Annotated in this window: 16 protein-coding genes; 14 read left to right on the top strand and 2 right to left on the bottom strand. The window is 72.7% G+C overall.

Annotated features, from left to right (window positions below; all coding sequences use genetic code 11):
* Positions 1-420 precede the first annotated feature (420 nt).
* The 4 genes from HB370_RS37580 (at position 421) to HB370_RS37565 (ending at position 9,042) form a co-directional block, all read left to right on the top strand.
* Positions 421-939 (top strand): DUF4396 domain-containing protein, encoded by a 519-nt coding sequence (locus HB370_RS37580; protein ID WP_030794446.1) that lies wholly within the window; start codon positions 421-423, stop codon positions 937-939.
* A gap of 323 nt (positions 940-1,262) precedes the next feature.
* Positions 1,263-4,910 carry a non-ribosomal peptide synthetase gene (locus tag HB370_RS37575; RefSeq protein WP_037703384.1) on the top strand — a complete coding sequence of 1,216 codons (3,648 nt, stop codon included), beginning with the start codon at positions 1,263-1,265 and terminating at the stop codon, positions 4,908-4,910.
* A 4-nt stretch (positions 4,911-4,914) separates the two neighbouring features.
* Complete coding sequence (locus HB370_RS37570) at positions 4,915-6,180, top strand: condensation domain-containing protein (protein ID WP_030794450.1); 1,266 nt, start codon at positions 4,915-4,917, stop codon at positions 6,178-6,180.
* Positions 6,181-6,303: 123 nt separating this feature from the next.
* Positions 6,304-9,042: a LuxR family transcriptional regulator gene (locus tag HB370_RS37565; protein ID WP_030794453.1), complete on the top strand. Its 2,739-nt coding sequence runs from the start codon at positions 6,304-6,306 to the stop codon at positions 9,040-9,042.
* Here HB370_RS37565 and HB370_RS42240 read toward each other — a convergent pair.
* Both HB370_RS42240 and HB370_RS37555 read right to left on the bottom strand, forming a co-directional pair.
* Entirely contained in the window at positions 8,932-10,005 is a 1,074-nt protein-coding gene (locus tag HB370_RS42240) for an AraC family transcriptional regulator (protein ID WP_244405796.1), read from the bottom strand. The genes HB370_RS37565 and HB370_RS42240 overlap by 111 nt on opposite strands.
* A gap of 162 nt (positions 10,006-10,167) precedes the next feature.
* Complete coding sequence (locus tag HB370_RS37555; protein WP_244405794.1) at positions 10,168-11,181, bottom strand: helix-turn-helix domain-containing protein; 1,014 nt, start codon at positions 11,179-11,181, stop codon at positions 10,168-10,170.
* A gap of 342 nt (positions 11,182-11,523) precedes the next feature.
* Between HB370_RS37555 and HB370_RS37550 the strand changes: the two genes are divergently transcribed.
* The 10 genes from HB370_RS37550 (at position 11,524) to HB370_RS37505 (ending at position 20,769) form a co-directional block, all read left to right on the top strand.
* The gene (locus HB370_RS37550) at positions 11,524-12,495 is read left to right on the top strand and encodes an alpha/beta hydrolase (RefSeq protein ID WP_030794463.1); all 972 of its coding nucleotides are present in this window, start codon (positions 11,524-11,526) and stop codon (positions 12,493-12,495) included.
* Positions 12,496-12,664: 169 nt separating this feature from the next.
* Complete coding sequence (locus HB370_RS37545; protein ID WP_030794466.1) at positions 12,665-13,633, top strand: alpha/beta hydrolase; 969 nt, start codon at positions 12,665-12,667, stop codon at positions 13,631-13,633.
* A 190-nt stretch (positions 13,634-13,823) separates the two neighbouring features.
* The gene (locus HB370_RS37540; RefSeq protein WP_244405792.1) at positions 13,824-14,465 is read left to right on the top strand and encodes a GPR1/FUN34/YaaH family transporter; all 642 of its coding nucleotides are present in this window, start codon (positions 13,824-13,826) and stop codon (positions 14,463-14,465) included.
* 98 nt (positions 14,466-14,563) lie between these two features.
* Positions 14,564-14,953 carry an SsgA family sporulation/cell division regulator gene (locus HB370_RS37535; RefSeq protein ID WP_157855682.1) on the top strand — a complete coding sequence of 130 codons (390 nt, stop codon included), beginning with the start codon at positions 14,564-14,566 and terminating at the stop codon, positions 14,951-14,953.
* A gap of 80 nt (positions 14,954-15,033) precedes the next feature.
* On the top strand, positions 15,034-16,932 hold the full coding sequence (locus tag HB370_RS37530) for an amidohydrolase (protein WP_030794475.1): 1,899 nt from the start codon (positions 15,034-15,036) through the stop codon (positions 16,930-16,932).
* Positions 16,933-17,138: 206 nt separating this feature from the next.
* Complete coding sequence (locus HB370_RS37525; protein ID WP_030794477.1) at positions 17,139-17,801, top strand: hydrolase; 663 nt, start codon at positions 17,139-17,141, stop codon at positions 17,799-17,801.
* Positions 17,802-17,839: 38 nt separating this feature from the next.
* Entirely contained in the window at positions 17,840-18,382 is a 543-nt protein-coding gene (locus HB370_RS37520) for a DoxX family protein (protein ID WP_051816281.1), read from the top strand.
* A complete protein-coding gene (locus HB370_RS37515) occupies positions 18,379-18,954 on the top strand; it encodes a DNA starvation/stationary phase protection protein (protein WP_030794483.1) in 576 nt (191 codons plus the stop codon). The genes HB370_RS37520 and HB370_RS37515 overlap by 4 nt, the downstream gene beginning before the upstream one ends.
* Positions 18,955-19,019: 65 nt before the next feature.
* Positions 19,020-19,859: an alpha/beta hydrolase gene (locus HB370_RS37510; protein WP_030794486.1), complete on the top strand. Its 840-nt coding sequence runs from the start codon at positions 19,020-19,022 to the stop codon at positions 19,857-19,859.
* A gap of 28 nt (positions 19,860-19,887) precedes the next feature.
* Complete coding sequence (locus tag HB370_RS37505; RefSeq protein WP_030794489.1) at positions 19,888-20,769, top strand: alpha/beta hydrolase; 882 nt, start codon at positions 19,888-19,890, stop codon at positions 20,767-20,769.
* Positions 20,770-20,966 lie beyond the last annotated feature (197 nt).

Here is a 20,966-nt window from a genome sequence, read left to right as displayed (position 1 = left end):
GCGTCGTTCGTCCCCGCCATCTGGATGGCCTCCGGTTTCCCTACCAGGGCTTACCCGGGAACGCTCCCATGCCGTCCACCTCCTTCCCGTGTCACCACGAGAGGAGTGGCAGGTGTACCAGCCGGGCCGAACGGCCCAGCGGGAAAGCCTGAACCACTTCCTCCGCGATGCGTCGAACGACTCCATGAGACATCTCCGGCCGGTCGGGATTCTTTCCTCAGCGTGCACATCGCTGGTCCCGGCGTGGGCCGGTGCCCTCGGTGGCGGGCGTACGAGCGTGCAGTCCTGGAACAGAAGGGGCCGCGCTGGGGATAGAAGCGCCGAATCCGCCTCCCTACGGTGATTCGAGATCAATGGCGCGGAACGGAGCTCCGGCGCCTACCCATCGCGGCAAGGTGACGAGCAGAAAGGCAACCTTTCATGAACCACTCCCACGGGGTGTCCCGCCCACCGGCCCACACCGCACACGCCACCGACCCGGAAGGCACGGCGCACCACCGCACGGGCGCTTCCTGGGGCACCGCGGCGAAGGCGACCGCGCACTGTCTGAGCGGTTGTGCCGTGGGCGAGATTCTCGGCATGGTCATCGGTACGGCGCTGAGATGGGGCAACGCTCCCACGATGGCCCTGGCCATAGCACTGGCCTTCGTGTTCGGTTACGCGACCACCCTGACCGCCCTCGTACGGGCCGGGCTCACCCTCGGCGCCGCGTTCAAGGTCGCCCTGGCCGCCGACAGCGTCTCCATCGCCGTCATGGAGCTCATCGACAACGGCGTCATCGCCCTGGTCCCGGGGGCCATGGACGCCCACCTGACGGACGGTCTGTTCTGGACGTCGCTCCTGGGTGGATTTGCCATCGCGTTCGTGGTCACCACCCCGGTCAACAAGTGGATGATCGGCCGCGGCAAGGGGCACGCCGTCGTCCACGCCCACCACTGACGTCACCTTTGCCGCCACGCCGGCCCGGCGTTCCCGCCAGGGAAGCGGTCGGACCGTGCTGCCTTTCGCGGCAACGGCCTACGTCCTTGGCGCGCAAGGCATCTGACGGTGTCACAAGTCCGGCCGTCAGAGCGAGCGTCGTCCCGGGGCGCGAGGGCGTTCCGGCAGGGTTGGTCGTGTCCGGAAACGAGTGGCTGGATAATCTGCTCCCGGCGCAGGGGCTCCCGAGCGGACACCTCCCGTGCGCCTGCCACAGGTCGGCCGGCCACCGGCTACCGGGCCGCCGGGCGACCGCCCCCCTCCGGACAGGAATCGCGACGCCCATGCCCGACGAGACGCCCGCCAGAAGCACGCTGCCGGTTACCAGGCAGGTGACCGCTCCGCCGGCCGAGGAACCTCCCGCCGAACCCTGGGCGGCGATCACCCACTTCGCCGAGCTGACCCCGCACGCGCCGGCGCTGGGCGACAGCCGGCGCACGGTGACGTACGCGGCACTGGTCGAACGCGTACGGCGGCTCTCCGCCCAGCTGCGCGTGAGGGGCATCGGGCCCGGTGACGTCGTGGGGGTCCTGCTCCCGCGGAGCGTGGACTTCGCCGAGGCCGTCCTGGCGATCTGGCACGCGGGAGCGGCCTACATGCCCCTCGATCCGGCCGACCGGACGACGTGGACGGCCGAGGGGCTCCGGCAGGCCGGTGCCGTCCTGTGCGTCACCCGCTCGAAGGACGGGGCCGGGTCCGGGCCCGGGACCCCAGGCCGACCCGGACTGCCGGTGCCGGTGCTCGACCTGGCACGAGTCGAAGCGGCCCGGCCCCCCGTCGTCCCCTCCCAGGGCAGGCCGGAGGCCGGAGCGCCCGAGCCCGGCAGCTGGGCGTACCTCATCCGGACGTCGGGCAGCACCGGGCGCCCCAAGCTCGTGCCGGTCACCCATGGAGGGCTGCCCCACCTGGTGGCGGCGCAGCGCCACGCGATCGCGGGACTCGGACCGGGCAGCGTGGTGCTGCAGGTGTTCACCCCCCTCTTCGACGGCTGGGTCTTCGACCTGCTCCTCGCGCTCGGCCACGGCGGCCGTCTGGAAGTGCTCGACGAGGAAAGGCTGGGCCGCCCGCTGCCCGCCGTGGCCGCCGAGACCGGCACCACGCACGCGACGGTGCCGGCGGTCCTCGCCCGCACCCTGCGACCCACGGACTTCCCCGGCCTCAGAGTCCTGCTGAGCGCGGGCGATGTCTGCCTCCCGGAGACCGCCCGGCGATGGGCCGGGCACGTCCAGTTCGTCAACGGATACGGCCCGACCGAGGCGACCGTCTGCGCGACCCTGCACACGGTCGACCCCGCGGCCCCGCCCTCCGGCACCGTCCCCGTCGGCCGTCCCGTCCCCGGTCGCCGGATCCTGCTCCTTGATGACGCGCTGCGGCCCGTCCCCGACGGGGAGTTCGGCGAGATCTGCATCGGCGGCTGGGGTCTCACACCCGGGTACGTCGGTGACCCGGAGGAGACGGCGCGCCGTCTGGTCGAGGATCCCACGGGCACGGTTCCCGGTCCGATCTACCGCACGGGGGACCGGGGCCGGCTGCGGCCCGACGGTGAACTGGAGTTCGGCGGACGCCTGGACGCGCAGACCAAGGTGAACGGGTACCGCGTGGACCCGGCCCAGGTCGAATCGGCTCTCGTGCGTCTGCCGGACGTCCGGGACGCGGTGGTCATGGTGGACGAGAACGTGGAGGGGCGGAGGCTGCTCGGCTACGTCACGCTGAAGGACTCGGCGTCCCTGCGGCGTCACGGCAATGACCTGCGGGCCGAGCTGCGCAACGTGCTCCCGACCCACCTCGTGCCGGCCTCGGTGACGGTGCTGGACGCGTGGCCGCTGACCCCCTCGGGCAAGGTCGACCGGAGTCTGCTGCCGCCGCCCGGGCGGGAGGCCGCCGCCACGGCCCCGCTGTCGGGGCCTGCCGCCCGTCTGTCTCGCATTGCGGGGGAGGTCCTCGGCAAAGGGGCCCTGGGCGCCGACGACTCCCTCACCGCGCACGGTGGGGGCTCGCTCCAGGCCGTCGAGTTCACCGCACGCGTCCGGGCGGAAACGGAAACGGTCCTTCCGCTGCGGGCCGTCCTCGAAGGGGCCGTCATCACCGAACTCGCCGCCCTCGCCGCCCCCGTCGAGGAGGACGGCCCACCGCTGCCGCTGCCTGCCGGCGAGAGCGCCGGACCGCCGCCCTGCTCGGCCGCCCAGCAGCGTGTCTGGCTCGCGGAGACCATGTCCGGCGGGACACCCGCGTACCACGCCGCCTCCGTGGCCCGGATCCGAGGCCCCCTGTGCGAGCCGTCCCTGCGCGCCGCCCTTCAGGCGCTGGTGGACCGTCACGAAGTCCTGCGCTGCCGGCTCCCGGTCCACGACGGGACCCCACGCTACGTGGTCGATGCCACCGCCCGCGCGGAGGTGCGGTACAGCGATCTGCGGGAGGCCCCGGACGTCGAACGGGCCGTGTCCGAGGCCGCCCTCGCCGAGGCCCGCCGACCCTTCGATCTGTCGGCGGGGCCCCTGATCCGCTGGCACCTGATGCGGACAGCGGACGAGGAACACGTCCTCGTCCAGACCGAGCACCATGCCGTCCACGACGGGCACTCGGCACGGCTGCTCCTCGCCTGCCTGGTGCGGGGCTACGCGGAACACGTCCGCCACGGACGCATAGACATCCAGCCGGCCCTTCCCGGCTACGGGGCGCTCACGGCCGCCGAGCGCCACTGGACGGCCGGGCCCGGGGCCGAGCGGCAGAGGGCGTACTGGCGCGTCGCACTGGACTCGCCCCCGCCGCCCCTGCCGCTGCCTGCCCGGAAGGCGTCCGCATCCGTCTCCGGTGCGGAGGGCGCGGAGCAGCGCCTGCACCTGGAGGCCGAACTGCTGGGCCGGGTGGAGGTGTTGGGGCGTGCGCACGGCGCCACCGTTTTCATGGTCGCCCTCGCCGCGTTCCTGGCCGTCCTGCACCGGACGACCGGCGCACGGGACATGCTCGTCGGCTCGGGCATGGCGAACCGGCGCCGCCCCGGTACGGCCGAGGTGGTGGGCATGTTCGTCAACACCGTGGTGCTGCGCGGGAAACCGCGCCCCGGCCTGTCGTTCTCCGCCTTCCTCGCGGAGGTGCGCTCGACCTGCCTGGACGCGTACGAGCACCAAGAGCTGCCGTTCGAGGAGGTGATCGCCCTGCACCCGCGGCGCACCGCCGGGGAGAGGAACCGGCTCGTGCAGACCGCCTTCAGCTTCCACGACACCCCCTTGCCCGCCCTGCCCGAGTCACCGCTCGACATCACGGTCCGCGAAGGCCTGCCCCTGGGCGCGGCCAAGTTCGAACTCGGCGTGACCGGCTTCCCTCACCAGGAGGAACAGCCGGACCGCAGCGGGATCGGCCCGGACGGTCTGCTGCGCATACCACGCTCCCGTGGCCCGGTCCTCCCGGCGGAGCGGCCGGCGGGACTCACCCTGACCTGGCAGTACGAGACCTCGCGGCTCGACGACGACACCGTGCGCGGCATGATGGACTGCTACGAGGCCGTCCTGCGCACGGTGGTCGACCACCCCCGCACGGCGATGGAGGAGCTTCCGTACTGGACGCCCCGGGCCGCCGAGGACGTGGAGCCCTCCCCTTCGGTCCCCGGCACGCGGGCGGAGGGGACGAGCCTCAGGCCCCATTCTCCGTCCGGCGCCGGGTCGCGCGGGCACGCCGCCGCACTCGCCCGGTTGATGGGCCGGGTCCTGGGGGTGCCCGACATGGGGACGGAGGACGACTTCCTGGAGCTCGGCGGCGATTCGCTCGGCGCGCTCCGGTTCACCCTGCTCGCCCGCTCCGAACTGGGCCTGGACATCCTCCTGAAGCCCTTCCTCGGGGCGCCGACGGCCGTCGCGGTGGCGGCTCTGGCGCGGCCGGCGGTCCAGGAGCTCATCCCGCGCCGTCCCAGGCGCCGTTCGGCCGAGGAGGCGTGAGACCGTGCCGTCGCACGACCGTGTGTGGTTTCCGCTCGCGGAGCCGCAGCGCTGGCTGCTCGATCAGCTCGGCCCCGGCGCCGATCCCTCCGCGTACGTGAGTTTTCTCGCCCATCACGTGCGCGGTCCCCTCGACCTCCCCCGGTTGCGGCGGGCCCTGGACGCGCTCACCGCCCGTCACGAACCCCTGCGCACGACCTTCCTCGCCGACGAGGACGGCACGATCCGGCGGCAGTGCGTCGAGGCACCCGACGTGACGCCCTGGGAACTGACCGTCGCGGATGCTCCCTCCGCCACTTCGGGCACGCCGTCCCCGTTCGCTGACGAGGGCGCCCTCCTGCGAGACTTCGCCGGTCGCCCGTTCGACCTGGCCCGAGGCCCTCTCGCGCGTGTGCTGGTGGTACGGCGCGAGGCCGGGGAACACCTCGTCGTCCTGGCGGTCCACCTCCTGGCCGCCGACGGCTGGTCGTTGCGGATCCTGATGGATGAGCTGGGCGGGTACTACGCCGACACCGAACGGGCGGACGCGGTCCTCCCGCCGCTCGACATCCAGTACGCGGACTGGGCCCACTGGCAGGCCGGGAGAGCGTCCCACCCGGAGTGTCCCCTCCCCCGGGTCCTCCCCCGTCCGGCCGGCGGACCGGGGCGGCGCCTGCAGACGGCTCCCGTACCGATCCTGGAGGCGCAGAGCCTCGCTCGTCAGGAACGGGTGCCGATCTTCACCGTGCTCCTGACGGCCTTCGCACTGGCGGCACGCCGGACGTCGTCTCCTCGCGTGGTGGTGGACGTCCCCGTCTCTGGGCGCGACCACCCGCAGCTCGCCGCGATCACGGGCTTCTTCACCCGGCTCCGCCGGTTCGACGTCCCGCTCCCCGACGGCACCACCTTCCGTCAGGCGTTGCGCCGGGTGCACGACGCCTGGTCGGAGGCCGAGAAGAGCGGTACGGGCCCCGGGAACCCGCTCCGCCCGGCTCCGGCGGACAGCGTCGTCCCCCTCTTCTCCTACCGCAGCGGCGACGTGCAGCCGCGGCTGCTGCTGGAGGGATGTGTGGTGACCGAGGCCGATTGGGTGCACGACGCCGCGAAGGTGGATCTCGGGCTGATCGCGGACCGCGTCGGGGACGCCGTGCGTCCCCTGCTCGAGTTCCGGCCTTCGATCGTCCCGGAGCGGGCCGCCGGTCGCCTGGCCGGGCGGTTCGCGACACTCCTGGACGGCGCGGTGCGCGACCCGGACGGACCGGTGGACTCCGGGGAGAGAGGAGCGCCCTGACGGCCGCCGTCACGACATTCCGAGCTGTGACATGGGCGTGAGCGATATTCTCGTGGCGGGCCGGCGCACGCGGGGACGGGTACGGGCGCACCGGCAGACGGGGTATGGGGGGGCGACGTTCGGGTGTGTGAGGCGGAGGACGGGGAACTCCTGGGGCGGGAGCGGGAGACCGCCTTGCTGTCCTGTGCCCTGGAGGCGGCGATCTCCGACGGGAGAGGAACGGCGGTCCTCCTGCGTGGCCAGGCCGGCATCGGCAAATCGGCACTGCTGACCTGGGCACGAAACGCGGCGCGGCGGCGCGGCTTCGCCGTCGTGCAGGCGGTAGGGGCCGTGGCCGAGGCGGAGCTCGCCTTCGGAGGCCTCCACCAGGTCTTCTGGCCGCTGCTGAAGCGCTCCAGAACCCTCCCCGCACGGGACCGGGACGTGCTGGAGTGCGCCTTGGGCCTGGGTGAAGGACCGCCTGCCGGTGCGGCCCCGCTGGGTGCCTCCGCCCTCGCCCTGCTCACCGAGGCCGCGCGCGACCGACCGCTGCTGATCCTGGTGGACGACGTGCAGTGGATGGACGACTCCAGCACCGCGGTGTTCGACTTTCTGCACCGGCACGTCGCCGCTCTGCCCGTGGTCTTCGTCGGTGCGGGCCGCGAGGACGGTCCGGCCACCGAACGGTGGACCGCAGAGCCGGTACGGGTGGGAGCACTGCAACCGGACGCCGCCGAGGCGCTGTTGCGCCGCCACCACCCGACCCTGCCCGCGGCCGCGGCCACGCGGGTGCTGACGGAGGCCGCCGGCAATCCGCTCGCCCTCCTGGAGCTGCCCGCGCTGCCGGAGGATGAGCACGACGCGGGGGTCCCTGGGGCGCCCGGCCGGATGTCACTGACGCACCGGCTGGAGCACCTCTTCGCTGAGCGGATCCGGTCGTTGCCCGCTGACGCCGCGCACGTCCTGCTCCTGGCCGCTCTCGGTGGCCGGCTGGACGTGCGGGAGGCGGGCGCTGGACCTGTCCCCGCTGCGCCCGGGACCCCTGCGGCGGTCCTCGCCGCCCTTGAGGAGAGCGGGCTGGCGCACCTCGACGGGGACGGTGCCCTGGCCTTCCGCCATCCCCTGGTGCGCAGTGCGGTGATCTCCCTGGCCTCGCCCGAGGACGAGCGGGCGGCCCACCGGTTCCTGGCGGGGCGGCTGGAGACCGGTGATCCCCGACGGCTTCGGCACGAGACGCTGGCCGCGGTCCTGCCGGACGCCTCCCTCGCCGAGCGGCTGGAAGAGGCCGCGCGGCAGATCGCGCGACGCGGCGGCGACGCGGAGGGGGCGGTGCTGATGGACCGGGCGGCAGCCCTGAGCGCCGATGCTGCGTCCCACACGGCACGCCTGACGTGGGCCGCCGTCATGGCGGCGCGGGGCGGACGGCTCGCCCACACGGCGGAGTTGGTGGAGGAGCTCCAGCGCCGTCCGGTACCTCCGGGCTTCGCGCCCCTCTTCGCCTACGCGGTGGTGTACGTCGACCAGAGCCACCGGATCGACTTCGAGTCGTCCTTCACACTGCTGCCGCAGGCCCTGGACCTCCTCTCGCGGACCGGGGTGGAGCCGTTCGAGGGGCTGGCGGAGCAGATGTACTTCAAGCTCCTGCTCGCCACCTCCTACACCGACGACCCCCGGGGCCGGCGCGCTCTGGAGAAGCACGCCGGCGCCGTCTCTCCGCTGGCCCGGCTGTGCCGTGCGGTCTGGTCCGACCCGCCCCGGACGGCGCACGGGGCGGCCCGTGAACTCGCCCTGCTGACGCAGCAGATGAGCGAGGAGCAGGAGGCGGGGGCAGCGTGGCTGCTGCTGTGGACCGCGGCGGCGGTCGACGCGGCCGACGAGACGCTGTGGCGCCGCTTCACGGGGCAGCACGCCTATGCCACCCAGGGCTCGGTCGCGAAGGCCCGGTTCTACCAGGACTACCTGCGGGGCCGGTGGGAGAGCGCCGCCGCGTGCCTGCGGGAGGCGGAGGCCGCGGACGACCGCGGCTACCACTGCAATGCCTTGCTTTTCCGTCACTACTACGCGCACTTCCTGGCCGGCCGGGGCGACGAACAGGGGCTCCGGGAGGTGGAGGCGCTCATCGAGCCGACGGCCTCGGGCGCCCGGATGCGGTTCGTCACCGACCACCTCGTCCACCTGCGGGCCTTGGTCGCGCTGGCGCACGGCCGGTACGAGGAGGCGTACCTGCTCCTGGTCCAGCTCATGCCCCCCGGGGTGCTGCCGCGCGGTCTGCCCTGGTTCCACCTGCCGTTCTTCGACCTCGTGGTGGCCGCCGTGCACACGGGTCGCCGACGCGAGGCCGCCGCGCACGTCGAGGCCGGGCGGGCGGCGCGGATGGCCGACATCTCAGGTCACCACGCCTTCCTCCTCGCCGCGGCCTCGGCCGTCGCCGCGACCGACGACGTCGCGGACGTCCGGTACCAGGCCGCCTACGCCGTCGAGGGCGCCGAGACCTGGGTCTTCGGAATGGCCCGGCTGCGACTGGCCCACGGCTCGTGGCTGCGCCGGCGGCGGCGCGCGGAGGCACGCGACGTACTGCACCGAGCGCACGAGGCGTTCAGGCGGCTGGGCGCGGAGCCCTGGGCCGAGCGCTGCGAGGAGGAGATGGCCGCCGCGGGACCGGCGATGGCGACGCTCGGCGGACGCGGGCTCCTGACGGGCCAGGAACGGCGCATCGCCCAGCTCGCCGCGACGGGCCTGACGAACAAGGAGATCGGTACGGCCCTGCAGGTGTCACCTCGTACCGTCGCTGCGCATCTGTACAAGATCTTTCCCAAGCTCGGAGTCACCTCCAGGGCCGGGATCTCCCGGGCACTGGCCGACGACTCGGCCCAGCAGGACTGAGCCCGGTTCCCGCCCGGCCGGCGCCCCCTGGTGATCCCGCCGCGAGGGCAGGGCTTCCGTCCTCACCGAGCCCTTGAGCGCGCCAGTCCCTGTCGTCGGCTCCACCGAGCCGTTCTCGGCCCGCTGGTCCCTCCACTCGGTCGGCGACATCCCGTAACGGGCGCGGAAACATCTGCTGAAGTGGGCGGCCGTGGCGAATCCCCAGCGCTGGGCCACCGCCTGGACCTTCACCCCGCTGCCGCCGCGGCCCAGTTCCCGCCGGCACTCCTCCAGCCGGCGCCGCTGTATCCAGCGGCCGATCGTGCCGTTCTCCCCCGCGAAAAGCTTGTGCAGCCGGCGCACGGACATGTGGTGGGCCTCCGCGATGGCGTCCGGACGGAGCCGGGGGTCCGGAAGCCTGGAGTTCACCCAGCGCCGGATCTCGTCCGCCGCCCGGCGGTCGCCGTCCGTGAGGCCGCTCTCTCCGGGGCGGGCGTCACGCTCGGCCTCCTCGGCCACCAGGCTGGTGAGCAGGTCCGCCGCCTGGTTCCACAGCCGTGTCGCCATTCCGCCCGTCCCCTCCTCCGTTCCCCAGGAGCCCTCGGCCGTGGCCAGGGAGAGCAGCAGGGGATGCAGCAACGAGGCGACGCCCGTCGAAGCGTCGTACGCCCAGCCGGTCGTCCGCGCCAGGGCGTCGTCCGGGAACGGCACCAGCCGGCGTGGCACGCTCAGCACCGCCAGGGCGCATCCGGCCGTCCCGCTCACCATGACCGGGGCGGCCGAGTCGGCCAGGACCAGGCTCCCGGGCGTCACCAGGCCACCGCGTTCGGGGGCGAGGAGGAGGCCGCCCCGGAGCGGGGCGCAGACCATGATCTCGCGGGAGTCCGGCTCGTCGGCCGCCCGAGACGGCAGGGTGCGTGCGTGGGCGAGTTCCTCGCCGGCAACGACACCGATCCGGACGTACGACGGCCGTTCCGGACCCACGGCCTGGAGACCCGGACCGGAACGCGGGTCCGGTCCATGGAGTGAAGGCTCAGGGGACGGCACCGTGGGCTCCTCCGGTCTTGTGCGCGAATGGTCCGTGCCTCCACTTTCGGCGTGCCCCGCCTCCGGTACGTAGGTCGGATGACTGACGCCCGGGGCGCGTCAGTTCACGGCGTTGCGCTGTGCTCCCTTCGACAGCTCCGGGCCGGACGTGCCCTCCGCCAGGTCACCGGCGAGTCTCCACTGCCGCGGTGGCACGCCGAACACCCCCTTGAAGGCGCGGCTGAAGTGTGCGGGGCTCTGGAAGCCCCAGCGGCGGGCGACCGTCGAGACCGTCGGGCTGACGCGTCCTCGACGGGAAAGTTCCCTGGCGCACTCCTCGACCCGGCGCCGCAGGATGAGCCGCCCCACCGTCGTCCCCTCCCCTTCGAAGAGACGGTGGAGATAGCGCACCGAGATGTAGTGGGCCGCGGCCACTCGTTCCGGTGTCAGGTCCGCGTCGCCCAGGTGCCGGTCGATGTAGTCACGGACGCGCGGCACAAGGCGGGCGCGCGTGTCGCCCGGCGGTTCCTGGTCCCTCCCGAGCAGTTCGTCAGCGAGGAGGGCGATGAACTCGACGGTGTTCCCGGCGAGCAGGTCACCGGTGGCCGGAGTCACCTGGTCCGCGAGGTGGGAGAGACGTTCGAGGAACGGGATCAGCAGGGCGGCGACACCGCTCCGTCCCGTCACGGCACGCCCGGTGAGCTGGAACAGGTGGTCCGCGGGGTCGCCCAGCGTCTGCCGGGGCAGGGAGACCAGCAGCATCCGGAAGGACTCGCGCTGGTCCAGGGCGAAGGGCCGGCGCGGGTCGATGAAGACCGTTTCTCCGGGCTCCAGCGCGGTGCTCCTTCCGTCCTGGGTGAGGAACGCGGTGCCCGACTGCTGGAGGGCGACGGCGACCCGTTCGGCCGGACTGCGGGCGATGTGCCGGGGAGTGCGGCTCATCTGCGACGGCCCCGCTTCGGCGAGCAGCAGGCTCAGATAGCCGAGATGGGTGATCGACGGTGGCGGAAGGTCTACTGAAGAGGTACGCATCACGAGACGGACGGGGGCGAGGAGACCGTCGAAGGCGTCCTGCCACGGTCGGGGCACCTCGTGTTCCCGTCCCGCCGCCATGTCCCGAAGAACGTGTCCCACGCGTGCTCCTTGTCCTCGGGCGCCGGCCGGTCGGCGAACTCTCCGCTCAGGGGGTGCGAACGGCCACGTGCGTTCCCTCACATGCTCGGCGGCGTGGGAAGTCCCCACATAGGTCATTTGACGTGCGGCCATGGCCCAGGGCGGAGCGTCAGCCGCCCTCTGGGACAAGAGGTGTGCACGGACAGGCACGTATGGCCGGTGCGGAGGGGCCGCGGAGCCCCGACCGGTCCGTAGGCTGGGGGTCCGTTGCCCGGGCGGCCGCTGCCGCGGTCAGGAGCGGACCGGGCCGACGGATCCGTCAGCTCTTCCGTCCCGGATCGCGCCCACGCGCGGGAGTGTGTCGTGGAACATGTCGCCGGACCGCCTCCGGTCCTCGAACAATTGGCCCAGGCTTTCGTCGAGGCCCACGAATGCCCGGGCGTGCCGGGGAGAGCGGGGCCCGTTCTCTCCGGAGCGGCGCTCGCCGCCCTGCGCGGAGAGGCCGACCGGACACCGGACGTCGAGGAGGAGTGGCTGGCGCTCCCGGGTCGCGACGGGGACCGCGTCCGCGTGCGGATCCTGCGGCCGGCCGACAGCGAGGAGCTCCTGCCCGTGGTGCTCTACCTGCACGGCCTGGGCTGGGCCCACACCACCGCCACCACGCACCAGCGGCTCCTCGAGGACCTGGTCCTCGGTTCGGACGCAGCCGTCGTCGTACCCGAGTACGACCGTGCTCCGGCCGCCCGCTATCCGGTCGCCGTCGAGCAGAGCTACACCGTCGCCCGCTGGATCGCGGAGAACGGCGCCGACTGGCGGCTCGACGGCTGCCGCATCGCCGTCGTCGGCGTCTCGGCAGGCGCCAACCTCGCCGCCGCCCTGACACTGCTCGCCAAGGAGCGGGGAGGCGTGGACTTCGTCCACCAGGTCCTGGTCTGCCCCGTCACGGACGCCACCGGTCGGACGGCGTCCTACCAGGACTTCGCCGAGGGCTACTTCCTCCGCAGCACCGTCATGCGGAGCTTCTGGCAGAGCTACGTCCCCGTCGCGGCACGGCGCAGGGAGATCACCGCGTCGCCGTTGCTGGCGACCGCGGACGACCTCAGGGGGCTGCCGCCGGCGCTGGTCCTGACCGCGGAGGCCGACGTGGTGCGCGACGAGGGCGAGGCGTACGCGGCGAAGCTGAGGGCGGCGGGCGTCTCCGTCGTGTCCGTGCGCTACCACGGCACGATCCACGGTTTCATCCTGTTCGACATGCTCCGGGACAGCGACGCGGGCCGGGCCGCCCGGACGCAGACCGTGGACATCCTCCACGTCGCCTTGCACCGGGGGTGGTGAGGGGCCCCGTCCCGCGGAATCGAGGGGCGAGCAGTCGCGCCGTGCGCCCTCGGGCAAGACCTGTGCACGGGGCGCCGGTTCGCGCCGCGCGAAGGGACATAACGTCCGGTGTGCCGCCTCACGGAGGCGCGCCGAACGTATCTGCGTCCCTCACGAAACGGGTTCAGCCATGCACGAGTTCGCTCCTGTCACCCCTGTCCTGGAACCGGCCGCGGCGGCCTTCGCCGAGGCCACCGCCAAGCCGCCGTTCCTCTTCCAGATCCCCGTGGCGGACGGCCGCAAGGCCGTCGACGACGTCCAATCCGGACCGGTGGAGAAGCCCGAGGTCGACGAGGAGTGGGTCACCGTCGCCGTCCCCTCCGGCGGATCCGTCAAGACGCGCGTCGTGCGTCCCGCCGGCGTCCGGGGCAAGCTGCCCGTCATCCTCTACATCCACGGCGCGGGCTGGGTCTTCGGTAACGCCCACACCCACGACCGGCTGGTGCGGGAGCTGGCCGTCGGGACCGGTGCCGCCGTCGTCTTCCCGGAGTACGACCTGTCCCCCGAGCACCGCTACCCGGTGGCCGTCGAGCAGAACTGGGCCGTGGCCCGCTGGGTGGTGACCGACGGGGCGGACAAGGGCCTGGACGCCACCCGCATGGCGGTCGCCGGCGACTCGGTCGGCGGCAACATGAGCGCAGCCCTCACCCTGATGGCCAAGGAGCGGGGCGGTGTGCCTCTGCGCCAGCAGGTGCTCTTCTACCCCGTGACGGACGCGTCCTTCGACACCGCCTCGTACCACCAGTTCGCCGAGGGCTACTTCCTTCGCCGCGACGGCATGAAGTGGTTCTGGGACCAGTACACGACCGACGAGGGCGAGCGCGCCCAGATCACCGCCTCCCCGCTGCGCGCCACCACCGCACAGCTCACCGGCCTGCCGCCCGCCCTGGTCATCACGGCCGAGGCCGACGTCCTGCGCGACGAGGGCGAGGCGTACGCGAACAAACTTCGCGCCGCCGGCGTGCCGGTGACCGCCGTGCGCTACCAGGGCATCATCCACGACTTCGTCATGCTGAACGCCCTGCGGGACACCTACGCCGCCCGGTCCGCCATCGCCCTCGCCGTGGACACGCTCCGGGCCGCGCTCGCCGAGGACTGAACCGGCACGGGCGGCGACGCCCGGGACAGGGCCCGCCCCGTGCGGACGCCCCGGGGTACGCGGGCCCGGCAGGCCGGCGTACCCCCCGCTCTTCCCGTTCCCCCTCCGAGCAGGCAGGCAGCCCATGGACACCCCCGACAGCCCGACGCCCGTTCCCGGCGGCCGGCACCACGAACCCGATCTGCGGAGCATGACACGCATCAACCTCCGTCCGATCGCGTCACCGATGCCCCTCGGCTTCTACGCCGTGGCCATCGCCTCCGTCATCGTCGGCTGCCTCCAGCTCGGCGTCTTCGAGGAGAACGCCCACCGGGCCGTCGCCTTCACCATCCTGCCCGCCTTCGTGCTCCAACTCCTCGTGGGCGTCCTGGCGTTCGGCGCCCGGGACGTCCTCGCGGCCACGCTCATGGCCTGCTTCTCCGGGACCTGGCTGGCCACGTCCCTCGTCCTGGCCCTCGCCCCGCCCGGCGGCACGGCGGTGCTGGGCGTCCTGAACCTCGCCTTCACCGTGTTCGCCGCCCTCATGGCGAGCGTGGCCAGGGCCAAGCGGGCCCTGTGGGTCGTGCTGTGCGTCGCCGTCCCCCGGTTCGCCGTGGCCGCCGTGGCCAACCTCTCCGGCGTCGCCTGGCTGGGCACCCTCTCCGGCGTCCTCGCCTTGGTCCTGGCCTCCACGGCCCTTTACGCGGCCTTCGCCCTCATGCTGGAGGACATGCGCGGCGAGCAGGTCCTGCCGATCGGCCGCAGCGGCCCGGCACACCACGCCGTCGAGGGCGACCTCTCCGTCCAGCTGCGCAACCTCGAACGCGCGGCCGGTGTCCGACGCACGCTCTGAGCCCTCCGGTCGTCGTGTCCGCCCGCACCATGGCGCCGGCGTCCCCCAGGACCACGTTTCGAGGAGTCTCCGTGAGGCCCGTCCAGCAACTCGTCACGGTGAACGTGTTATCGCCGGACCACGGCGCAGCCCGGCTCGTGGTGTGGATCCGGCACGATCCCGGCGACCCGCTGGCGGTGCGACTCGACTTCGCCCCGGCCGAAGGCCCAGACGAGGGCGGGGCGGCGACCTGGGTCTTCGCCCGGAGTCTGCTGGAGGACGGTGTCGTCCGGACCGTCGGCGAGGGCGACGTCCGGGTCCGGCCCGGCGACGCCGGCGAGACGCACATCGAACTGGCCTCCCTCTACGGCTCCTGCGTGGTGCGCTTCCGCACGGACACGCTGTGCTCCTTCCTCTCGCTGACCCAGACCCGGCCATACGACGTCTCTCTGCGGATCCGGACCGAGCTCGACCGGACGCTCAACGCCATCCTCGGGCGGCGCGACTAGAACCACCCGCCGCCCTCCCCTGTCCTTTGCGGGGCTCGTCGGGCCCTGCCCCACTCCTCCCGAGAACGAGAGGCCCCGTCATGACGACGATGCCCGTCAGCGGTGTCACCCCCTTTCCCGACCTCGACGACGGCGACGCCGCGGACCTCGTCGTCCGCAACGCCAAGATCCATACCGGTGATCCGGAGCGTCCCGCCGCGACGGCCATGGCGGTCCGCGACGGCAGGATCACCGCTCTCGGCGACGAGGCGACGGCCACGCGGCACGTGGGGCCGCGGACCCGCGTGGTCGACGCGCTGGGCCGCCGGATCGTCCCCGGCCTGAACGACTCGCACCTGCACGTGATCAGGGGCGGCCTCAACTACGTGCTGGAGCTGCGCTGGGACGGCGTTCCCTCGCTGCGGCAGGCGCTGGCCATGCTGCGAGAGCAGGCCGGCCGCACCCCGAAGGGCCAGTGGATACGGGTGGTCGGCGGCTGGACGGCCGAGCAGTTCGCCGAGCGGCGGATGCCGACGGTGGCGGAACTCAACGCGGCGGCCCCGGACACCCCCGTCTTCGTCCTGCACCTGTACCAGTCCGCCCTGATGAACCGCGCCGCCGTACGCGCCGCCGGCTACACCCGCGACACCCCCGACCCGAGGGGCGGACAGATCGTGCGCGGACGTGACGGGGAGCCGACAGGGGTCCTGCTCGCCGCGCCCAGCGCGCTGATCCTCTACTCGACGCTGGCGGCGGCGCCCACGCTGGGCGAGGAGGACCGGAAGACCTCTACCCGGCACTTTCTGCGAGAACTCAACCGGTTCGGTCTCACCTCCGCCGTCGACGCGGCCGGCGGGTTCCAGAGCTTCCCGGAGAACTACCGGACCGTCACCGAGCTGGCCCGGGCCGGAGAGCTCTCCTTGCGGATCGCGTACCACCTCTTCCCGCAAACCGCCGGACAGGAACTGGACGACCTTCGGCGGTGGATCGAGACCGTACGCCCCGATGAGGGCGACGAATGGCTCCGGCTGAACGGTGCCGGAGAGAACCTGACCTGGGCGGCGGCCGACTTCGAGAACTTCTCGGAGCCCCGGCCCGAACTCGCCGCTGGCTACGAGGCCGAGTTCGAGAAGGCCGTCCGGCTGCTCATGGAGAACGGCTGGGGCTTCCGGCTGCACGCCACCTACGACGAGACCATCCGCCGGGATCTGGCGGTCTTCGAGAAGCTGACGGCGGACGGCCTCTTCCCCTCGGGCAACCGCTGGCTTTTCGACCACGCCGAGACGGTGTCCCCGCGGAGTCTGGAGCGGATCGCGACGCTGGGCGGCTCGATCGGCGTGCAGAACCGCATGTCCTTCCAGGGCAGGGCCTTCGTCGACCGGTACGGCGCCGAGGCAGCCGAACGCACGCCGCCGGTCACGGAGATGCTGGAGCGGGGCCTGCCGGTGGCTGCGGGCACGGACGCGACCCGGGTCTCCTCGTACAACCCCTGGGTGGCCCTGCACTGGCTCGTCACCGGGCGCACCGTGGGCGACCTCTGCCTGTACCCGCCGGACCGGCTGGTGTCACGGGAGAAGGCGCTGGAGATGTACACCCGGGGCGGCGCCCGGATGACCGGCGAGGGCGAGGTGAAGGGTCTGCTGAGGACGGGTTTCCTGGCGGACTTCGCGGTCCTGTCCCATGACTACTTCGCCGTGCACGGGGACGACATCCCGCACATCGAGTCGGTCCTCACCGTCGTCGGCGGCCGGCTGGTCTACGCGGCGGCGGAGTACGAGGGCCTGGACGAAGTGGTCCCGCCCGTCAGCCCCTCCTGGAGCCCGGTGGCCCACTTCGGCGGCTATCAGGCGACCCCGCCACCGGGAATCACGGGGGCGCGCCAGGCGGACCGCCTGGCCGAGGCGGTGGCGGCGTCGGAGCAGCACCGCCAGTGGCGGGTCGCGCGTGGCTTCGCCCCTGAGAACGCCCCCCAGGTCTTCGATCCATGCTTCGTCCTCTGAGCGGACGCCGACGAGCCATGCAGTGTGAGAACAGCCCCGGCCACCCTGAGCAAAGCTGCGGCGCCTCTCACGACCGTAGCGTCTGCACGTGAACAGAGCGGGCCAGCACGCAAGCTGACGATAAATCAGTTCCATGCAGCATCGCCCTGCTCCCTCGGGCACTTCTCTTCGCCCTCTCGACTCTCATCCCCTTGAAAGGACCCGTCGTGATCGACTTCGATGCCGTCGAGGCAGCCCCCAGCCCGGACCTGCTCACCCCCGACAACGCGATGATGCTGTTCGTGGACCACCAGCCGCAGATGTTCTTCGGCGCGGCCAGCTCCGACCGCGCCGGGGTCATCAACGCCACCGTCGGCCTCGCCAAGGCGGCCACCGTCTTCGACGTGCCCGTCGTGCTGTCCACCGTCGCCGCCGAGTCGTTCTCCGGGCCGCTCCTGCCGCAGTTGCGCGAGGTCTTCCCGAAGCACGAGATCGTGGACCGCACCACGATGAACGCCTGGGAGGACCCCGCGCTCGTCGAGGCGGTCAAGGCCACCGGCCGCAGCAAGATCATCCTGTCCGGGCTGTGGACCGAGGTCTGTCTCGTCCTGCCCGCCCTCTCCGCCCTCGGCCAGGGTTACGAGGTGTACGTCGTCGCCGACGCCTCCGCCGGCGTCACGCCCGAGGCCCACGAGCACGCCATGCAGCGCATGACCGCGGCCGGCGCCGTCCCGGTCACCTGGCTCCAGGTCCTGCTGGAGCTCCAGCGCGACTGGGCGCGCTCGGAGACGTACACCCGAACCCTCGACGTGGTGAAGGAGCACGGCGGCGCCTACGGCATGGGGGTCGTCTACGCCCAGTCCATGATCGACCCGCACGCCGCGGGCTGATCCCCTCTCCGGCGTTCACCACCCCCAGGAGCACGACGATGGACATCGGTCTGCTGGTCCTGCGGCTTCTCGTCGGGCTTCTCGTCGCCGGGCACGGAGTGCAGAAGGTGAGCTTCCGGCTCGGCGGCAAGGGGCTGGCGGGCGGTGCCGCGGAATTCCGGGGCGACGGCTTCCGCGGCGGCGCCCTGACGGCTCTCGCCGCGGGCGGCGCCCAGATCGGGGCGGGGCTGACGCTCGCCGCCGGCGCCCTGACCCCGCCGGCCGCGGCCGGTGTCGTCGGCGTGATGACCGTGGCCCTGACCGTGAAGCTCCCGCACGGGCTGTGGGTGCAGAACGACGGCTACGAGTACCCGTTGGTCCTCATTGTCCTGCCCGCGGTCCTCACCCTCACCGGTCCCGGCCGCTGGTCCGTGGACGCGGCCCTGGGCCTGACGCCTTGGCCCGTCTGGTGGTCCCTCGTCGCCGTGGCCGGCGGGGTGGGCAGCGGCCTGGCCGTCCGTGTGGTGCTGCACCGCCCCACGCCCACGGGTCCCGGCGGCGGACTCCGTACCCATCCCTCAGACATCCGGAGTGAAACATGACGGCTCCCCCGTCCTTCGACACCCCGCCACCGCGCCAGAGCCGTGCGGGAGGGGAGGTGCAGGCGTTCGACACTCTGCAGCACGTGGGCATCGGCCTCTCCCACGACAGCCGACTGTACTCCTGCCGACGCCTCAACCTCCTGCTGGCCGACACCCAGATGCTGTACGCCTTGTACAAGAAGCACCACTGGCTCATGCGGGGGCCCACTTTCCACCAGCTGCACCTGCTCCTTGACCGGCACGCGGAACAGCAGCTGGCGATCGTCGACCTCCTCGCCGAACGCGTCCAGAGCCTCGGCGGCGTCGCGGTGGGCGACCCCCGGCACGTCGCGGAGATGACCCGCGTCCCCCGCCCGCCCGACGGCGTGGAGGAGCTGCCCGCCATGCTGTCGCGCCTCCTGGAGGCGCACGAGACGATCCTGGTCGACGCCCGGGACGCCGCGCGCCGGGTGGCGGAACGGGACGACGTCGGCAGCGAGGACCTCATCGTCTCCGAGGTCATCCGGACCGGCGAGACCCAGGTCTGGTTCCTCGGCGAGCACCTGGTCCACACCCCGCTGACCCGCGCCTGAAAGACGCCCTCCGCCCCGCCGAAACCCCGCACAGAAAGCGCAGACACATGTCCCATGCCCAGGCCATGTCAGGAAAGGGCCTCTCACGGCGTACGGCGATCACGGCCGGTGCCGCCACGGTCGCGTCGCTCGGCATCGGCACCGCCGCCGCTCACCCCGCCGCCGCCCAGGACCGCGCGCCCTCCGGACAGCCCCGGCCCACCATCGTCCTGGTGCACGGTGCGTTCGCCGACGCGTCCAGCTGGTCGCCCGTCATCGAACGGCTCCAGGACCGCGGCTACCGCGTGCTGGCCCCCGCCAACCCGCTGCGCGGACTGCACCACGACGCGGCCCACATCACGGCCTTCCTGGAAAGCGTCGAGGGTCCCGTGGTCCTGGCGGGCCACTCCTACGGCGGTGCGGTGATCACCCAGGCCGCCGCGCGCACCCCTGGCGTCCGAGCACTCGTCTACGTCGCTGCGTTCATGCCCGACGCCGGCGACGTGCTCGGCGAACTGTCGTCCCGGTTCCCCGGCTCGCAGCTGGCACCGGCACTCATCCAGGTGCCCTCACCCGCGCCCGACGGCTCCCCCGGCCTCGACCTCTATCTCAGGACCGACAAGTTCCACCAGGTCTTCGCCCAGGACGTGCCGCGCGACACCGCGCGCGTCCTGGCCGCCGTCCAGCGTCCGCTGAGCGCCACCGCCTTCGGCGACCGGGCGACCGAGGCGGCCTGGCGCACGCTCCCGTCCTGGACGCTGATCGCCACCGAGGACCGCGGCATCCCGCCGGAGCTCCAGCGCTTCCAGTCCCGGCGCGCGGGTTCGCACACGGTCGAGGTCCCCAGCTCGCACCTGCCGCTCCACAGCTTCCCCCACGCGGTGACCTCGCTGATCCGATCGGCCGCCGACGCCGTCCGGCGCTGACCGCGCCCCACTCCCGAAGGGATGTTCCGTGTCTCTCCCCTCCGAAAGCTCCTACGCGCGTGACCTGGCCCAGGTCGAACGAGCCAACGCCGACGGCCGCGTCCCCGTCGTCTTCGTCCACGGCCTCTGGCTCCTGCCCACCAGTTGGGAGCGGTGGGCGGGCGTGTTCGACGCCGCCGGTTTCGTCCCCGTCATGCCGGGCTGGCCCGACGACCCCGAGACGGTCGAGGAGGCCAACGCTCACCCCGAGGTCTTCGCCGGCAAGAGCGTCGGTCAGGTCGCCGACCACTTCTGCGACCTCGTGCGGAAGCTCGACCGCACGCCGGTGGTGGTCGGGCACTCCTTCGGCGGCCTGATCACCCAGATCATCGCGGGCCGCGGGCTGTCCCGTGCCTCGGTGGCCATCGACCCGGCACCGTTCCGGGGCGTGCTGCCCCTGCCACTGTCCTCCCTGCGGGCGGCCAGTGCGGTACTCGGCAACCCCGCCAACTACCACCGGGCGGTGCCGCTCACCTACGAGCAGTTCCGGTACTCGTTCGCCAACGCCGTGAGCGAGGCGGAGGCGCGCGAGCTGTACGAGACCTTCGCCGTGCCGGCCCCCGGCGAACCGCTGTTCCAGGCCGCGGCCGCGAACGTCAACCCGTGGACCGAGGTCAAGGTGGACACCGTGAACCCCGACCGGGGTCCCCTGCTCATCCTCTCCGGGGAGAAGGACAACACCGTTCCTTGGGCGATCGCCCACGCCTCGTACAAGAAGCAGGTGCGCAACGGGTCCGCGGTCACGGAGATCCTGGAGATCCCGGGCCGGGGCCACGCCCTCACCATCGACAGCGGATGGCGCGAGGTCGCCGACACGGCCCTCGCCTTTCTCAACCGTCATGTCGATCCCACGGCGGGAGACGCGGCATGACCGCCCACTGACGTATACGCCCCTCCGAGCGGCCGGTCCGGACCTCTGTGTCCGGGCCGGCCGCTTCGCGTTCTCCCCTCGCCCGCCCGGTGGGTGCCGCGCGAAGGACGGAGAGAACCGGAGGGGCACCTCCGCAGCCAGTGGCCGCGGAGGTCCGCCCTGCGTCCGCGGAACTTCGGCCTGTGGCTGCAGGGCTT

It is taken from the genome of Streptomyces sp. DSM 40868 (genome assembly GCF_011820545.1).
GTDB classification, from domain to species: domain Bacteria; phylum Actinomycetota; class Actinomycetes; order Streptomycetales; family Streptomycetaceae; genus Streptomyces; species Streptomyces eurythermus.
The sequence above is the reverse complement of the archived record's forward strand: the minus strand, read 5'-3'. Positions and strand labels throughout refer to the sequence as shown.

Excerpts from the sequence above, each read along its gene's own strand:
- HB370_RS37540 (WP_244405792.1), top strand. The coding sequence starts at position 13,824 with ATGACACGCATCAACCTCCGTCCGATCGCGTCACCGATGCCCCTCGGC.
- HB370_RS37520 (WP_051816281.1), top strand. The coding sequence starts at position 17,840 with ATGGACATCGGTCTGCTGGTCCTGCGGCTTCTCGTCGGGCTTCTCGTC.
- HB370_RS37545 (WP_030794466.1), top strand. The coding sequence starts at position 12,665 with ATGCACGAGTTCGCTCCTGTCACCCCTGTCCTGGAACCGGCCGCGGCG.
- HB370_RS37530 (WP_030794475.1), top strand. The coding sequence starts at position 15,034 with ATGACGACGATGCCCGTCAGCGGTGTCACCCCCTTTCCCGACCTCGAC.
- HB370_RS37510 (WP_030794486.1), top strand. The coding sequence starts at position 19,020 with ATGTCAGGAAAGGGCCTCTCACGGCGTACGGCGATCACGGCCGGTGCC.
- HB370_RS37580 (WP_030794446.1), top strand. The coding sequence starts at position 421 with ATGAACCACTCCCACGGGGTGTCCCGCCCACCGGCCCACACCGCACAC.
- HB370_RS37515 (WP_030794483.1), top strand. The coding sequence starts at position 18,379 with ATGACGGCTCCCCCGTCCTTCGACACCCCGCCACCGCGCCAGAGCCGT.
- HB370_RS37575 (WP_037703384.1), top strand. The coding sequence starts at position 1,263 with ATGCCCGACGAGACGCCCGCCAGAAGCACGCTGCCGGTTACCAGGCAG.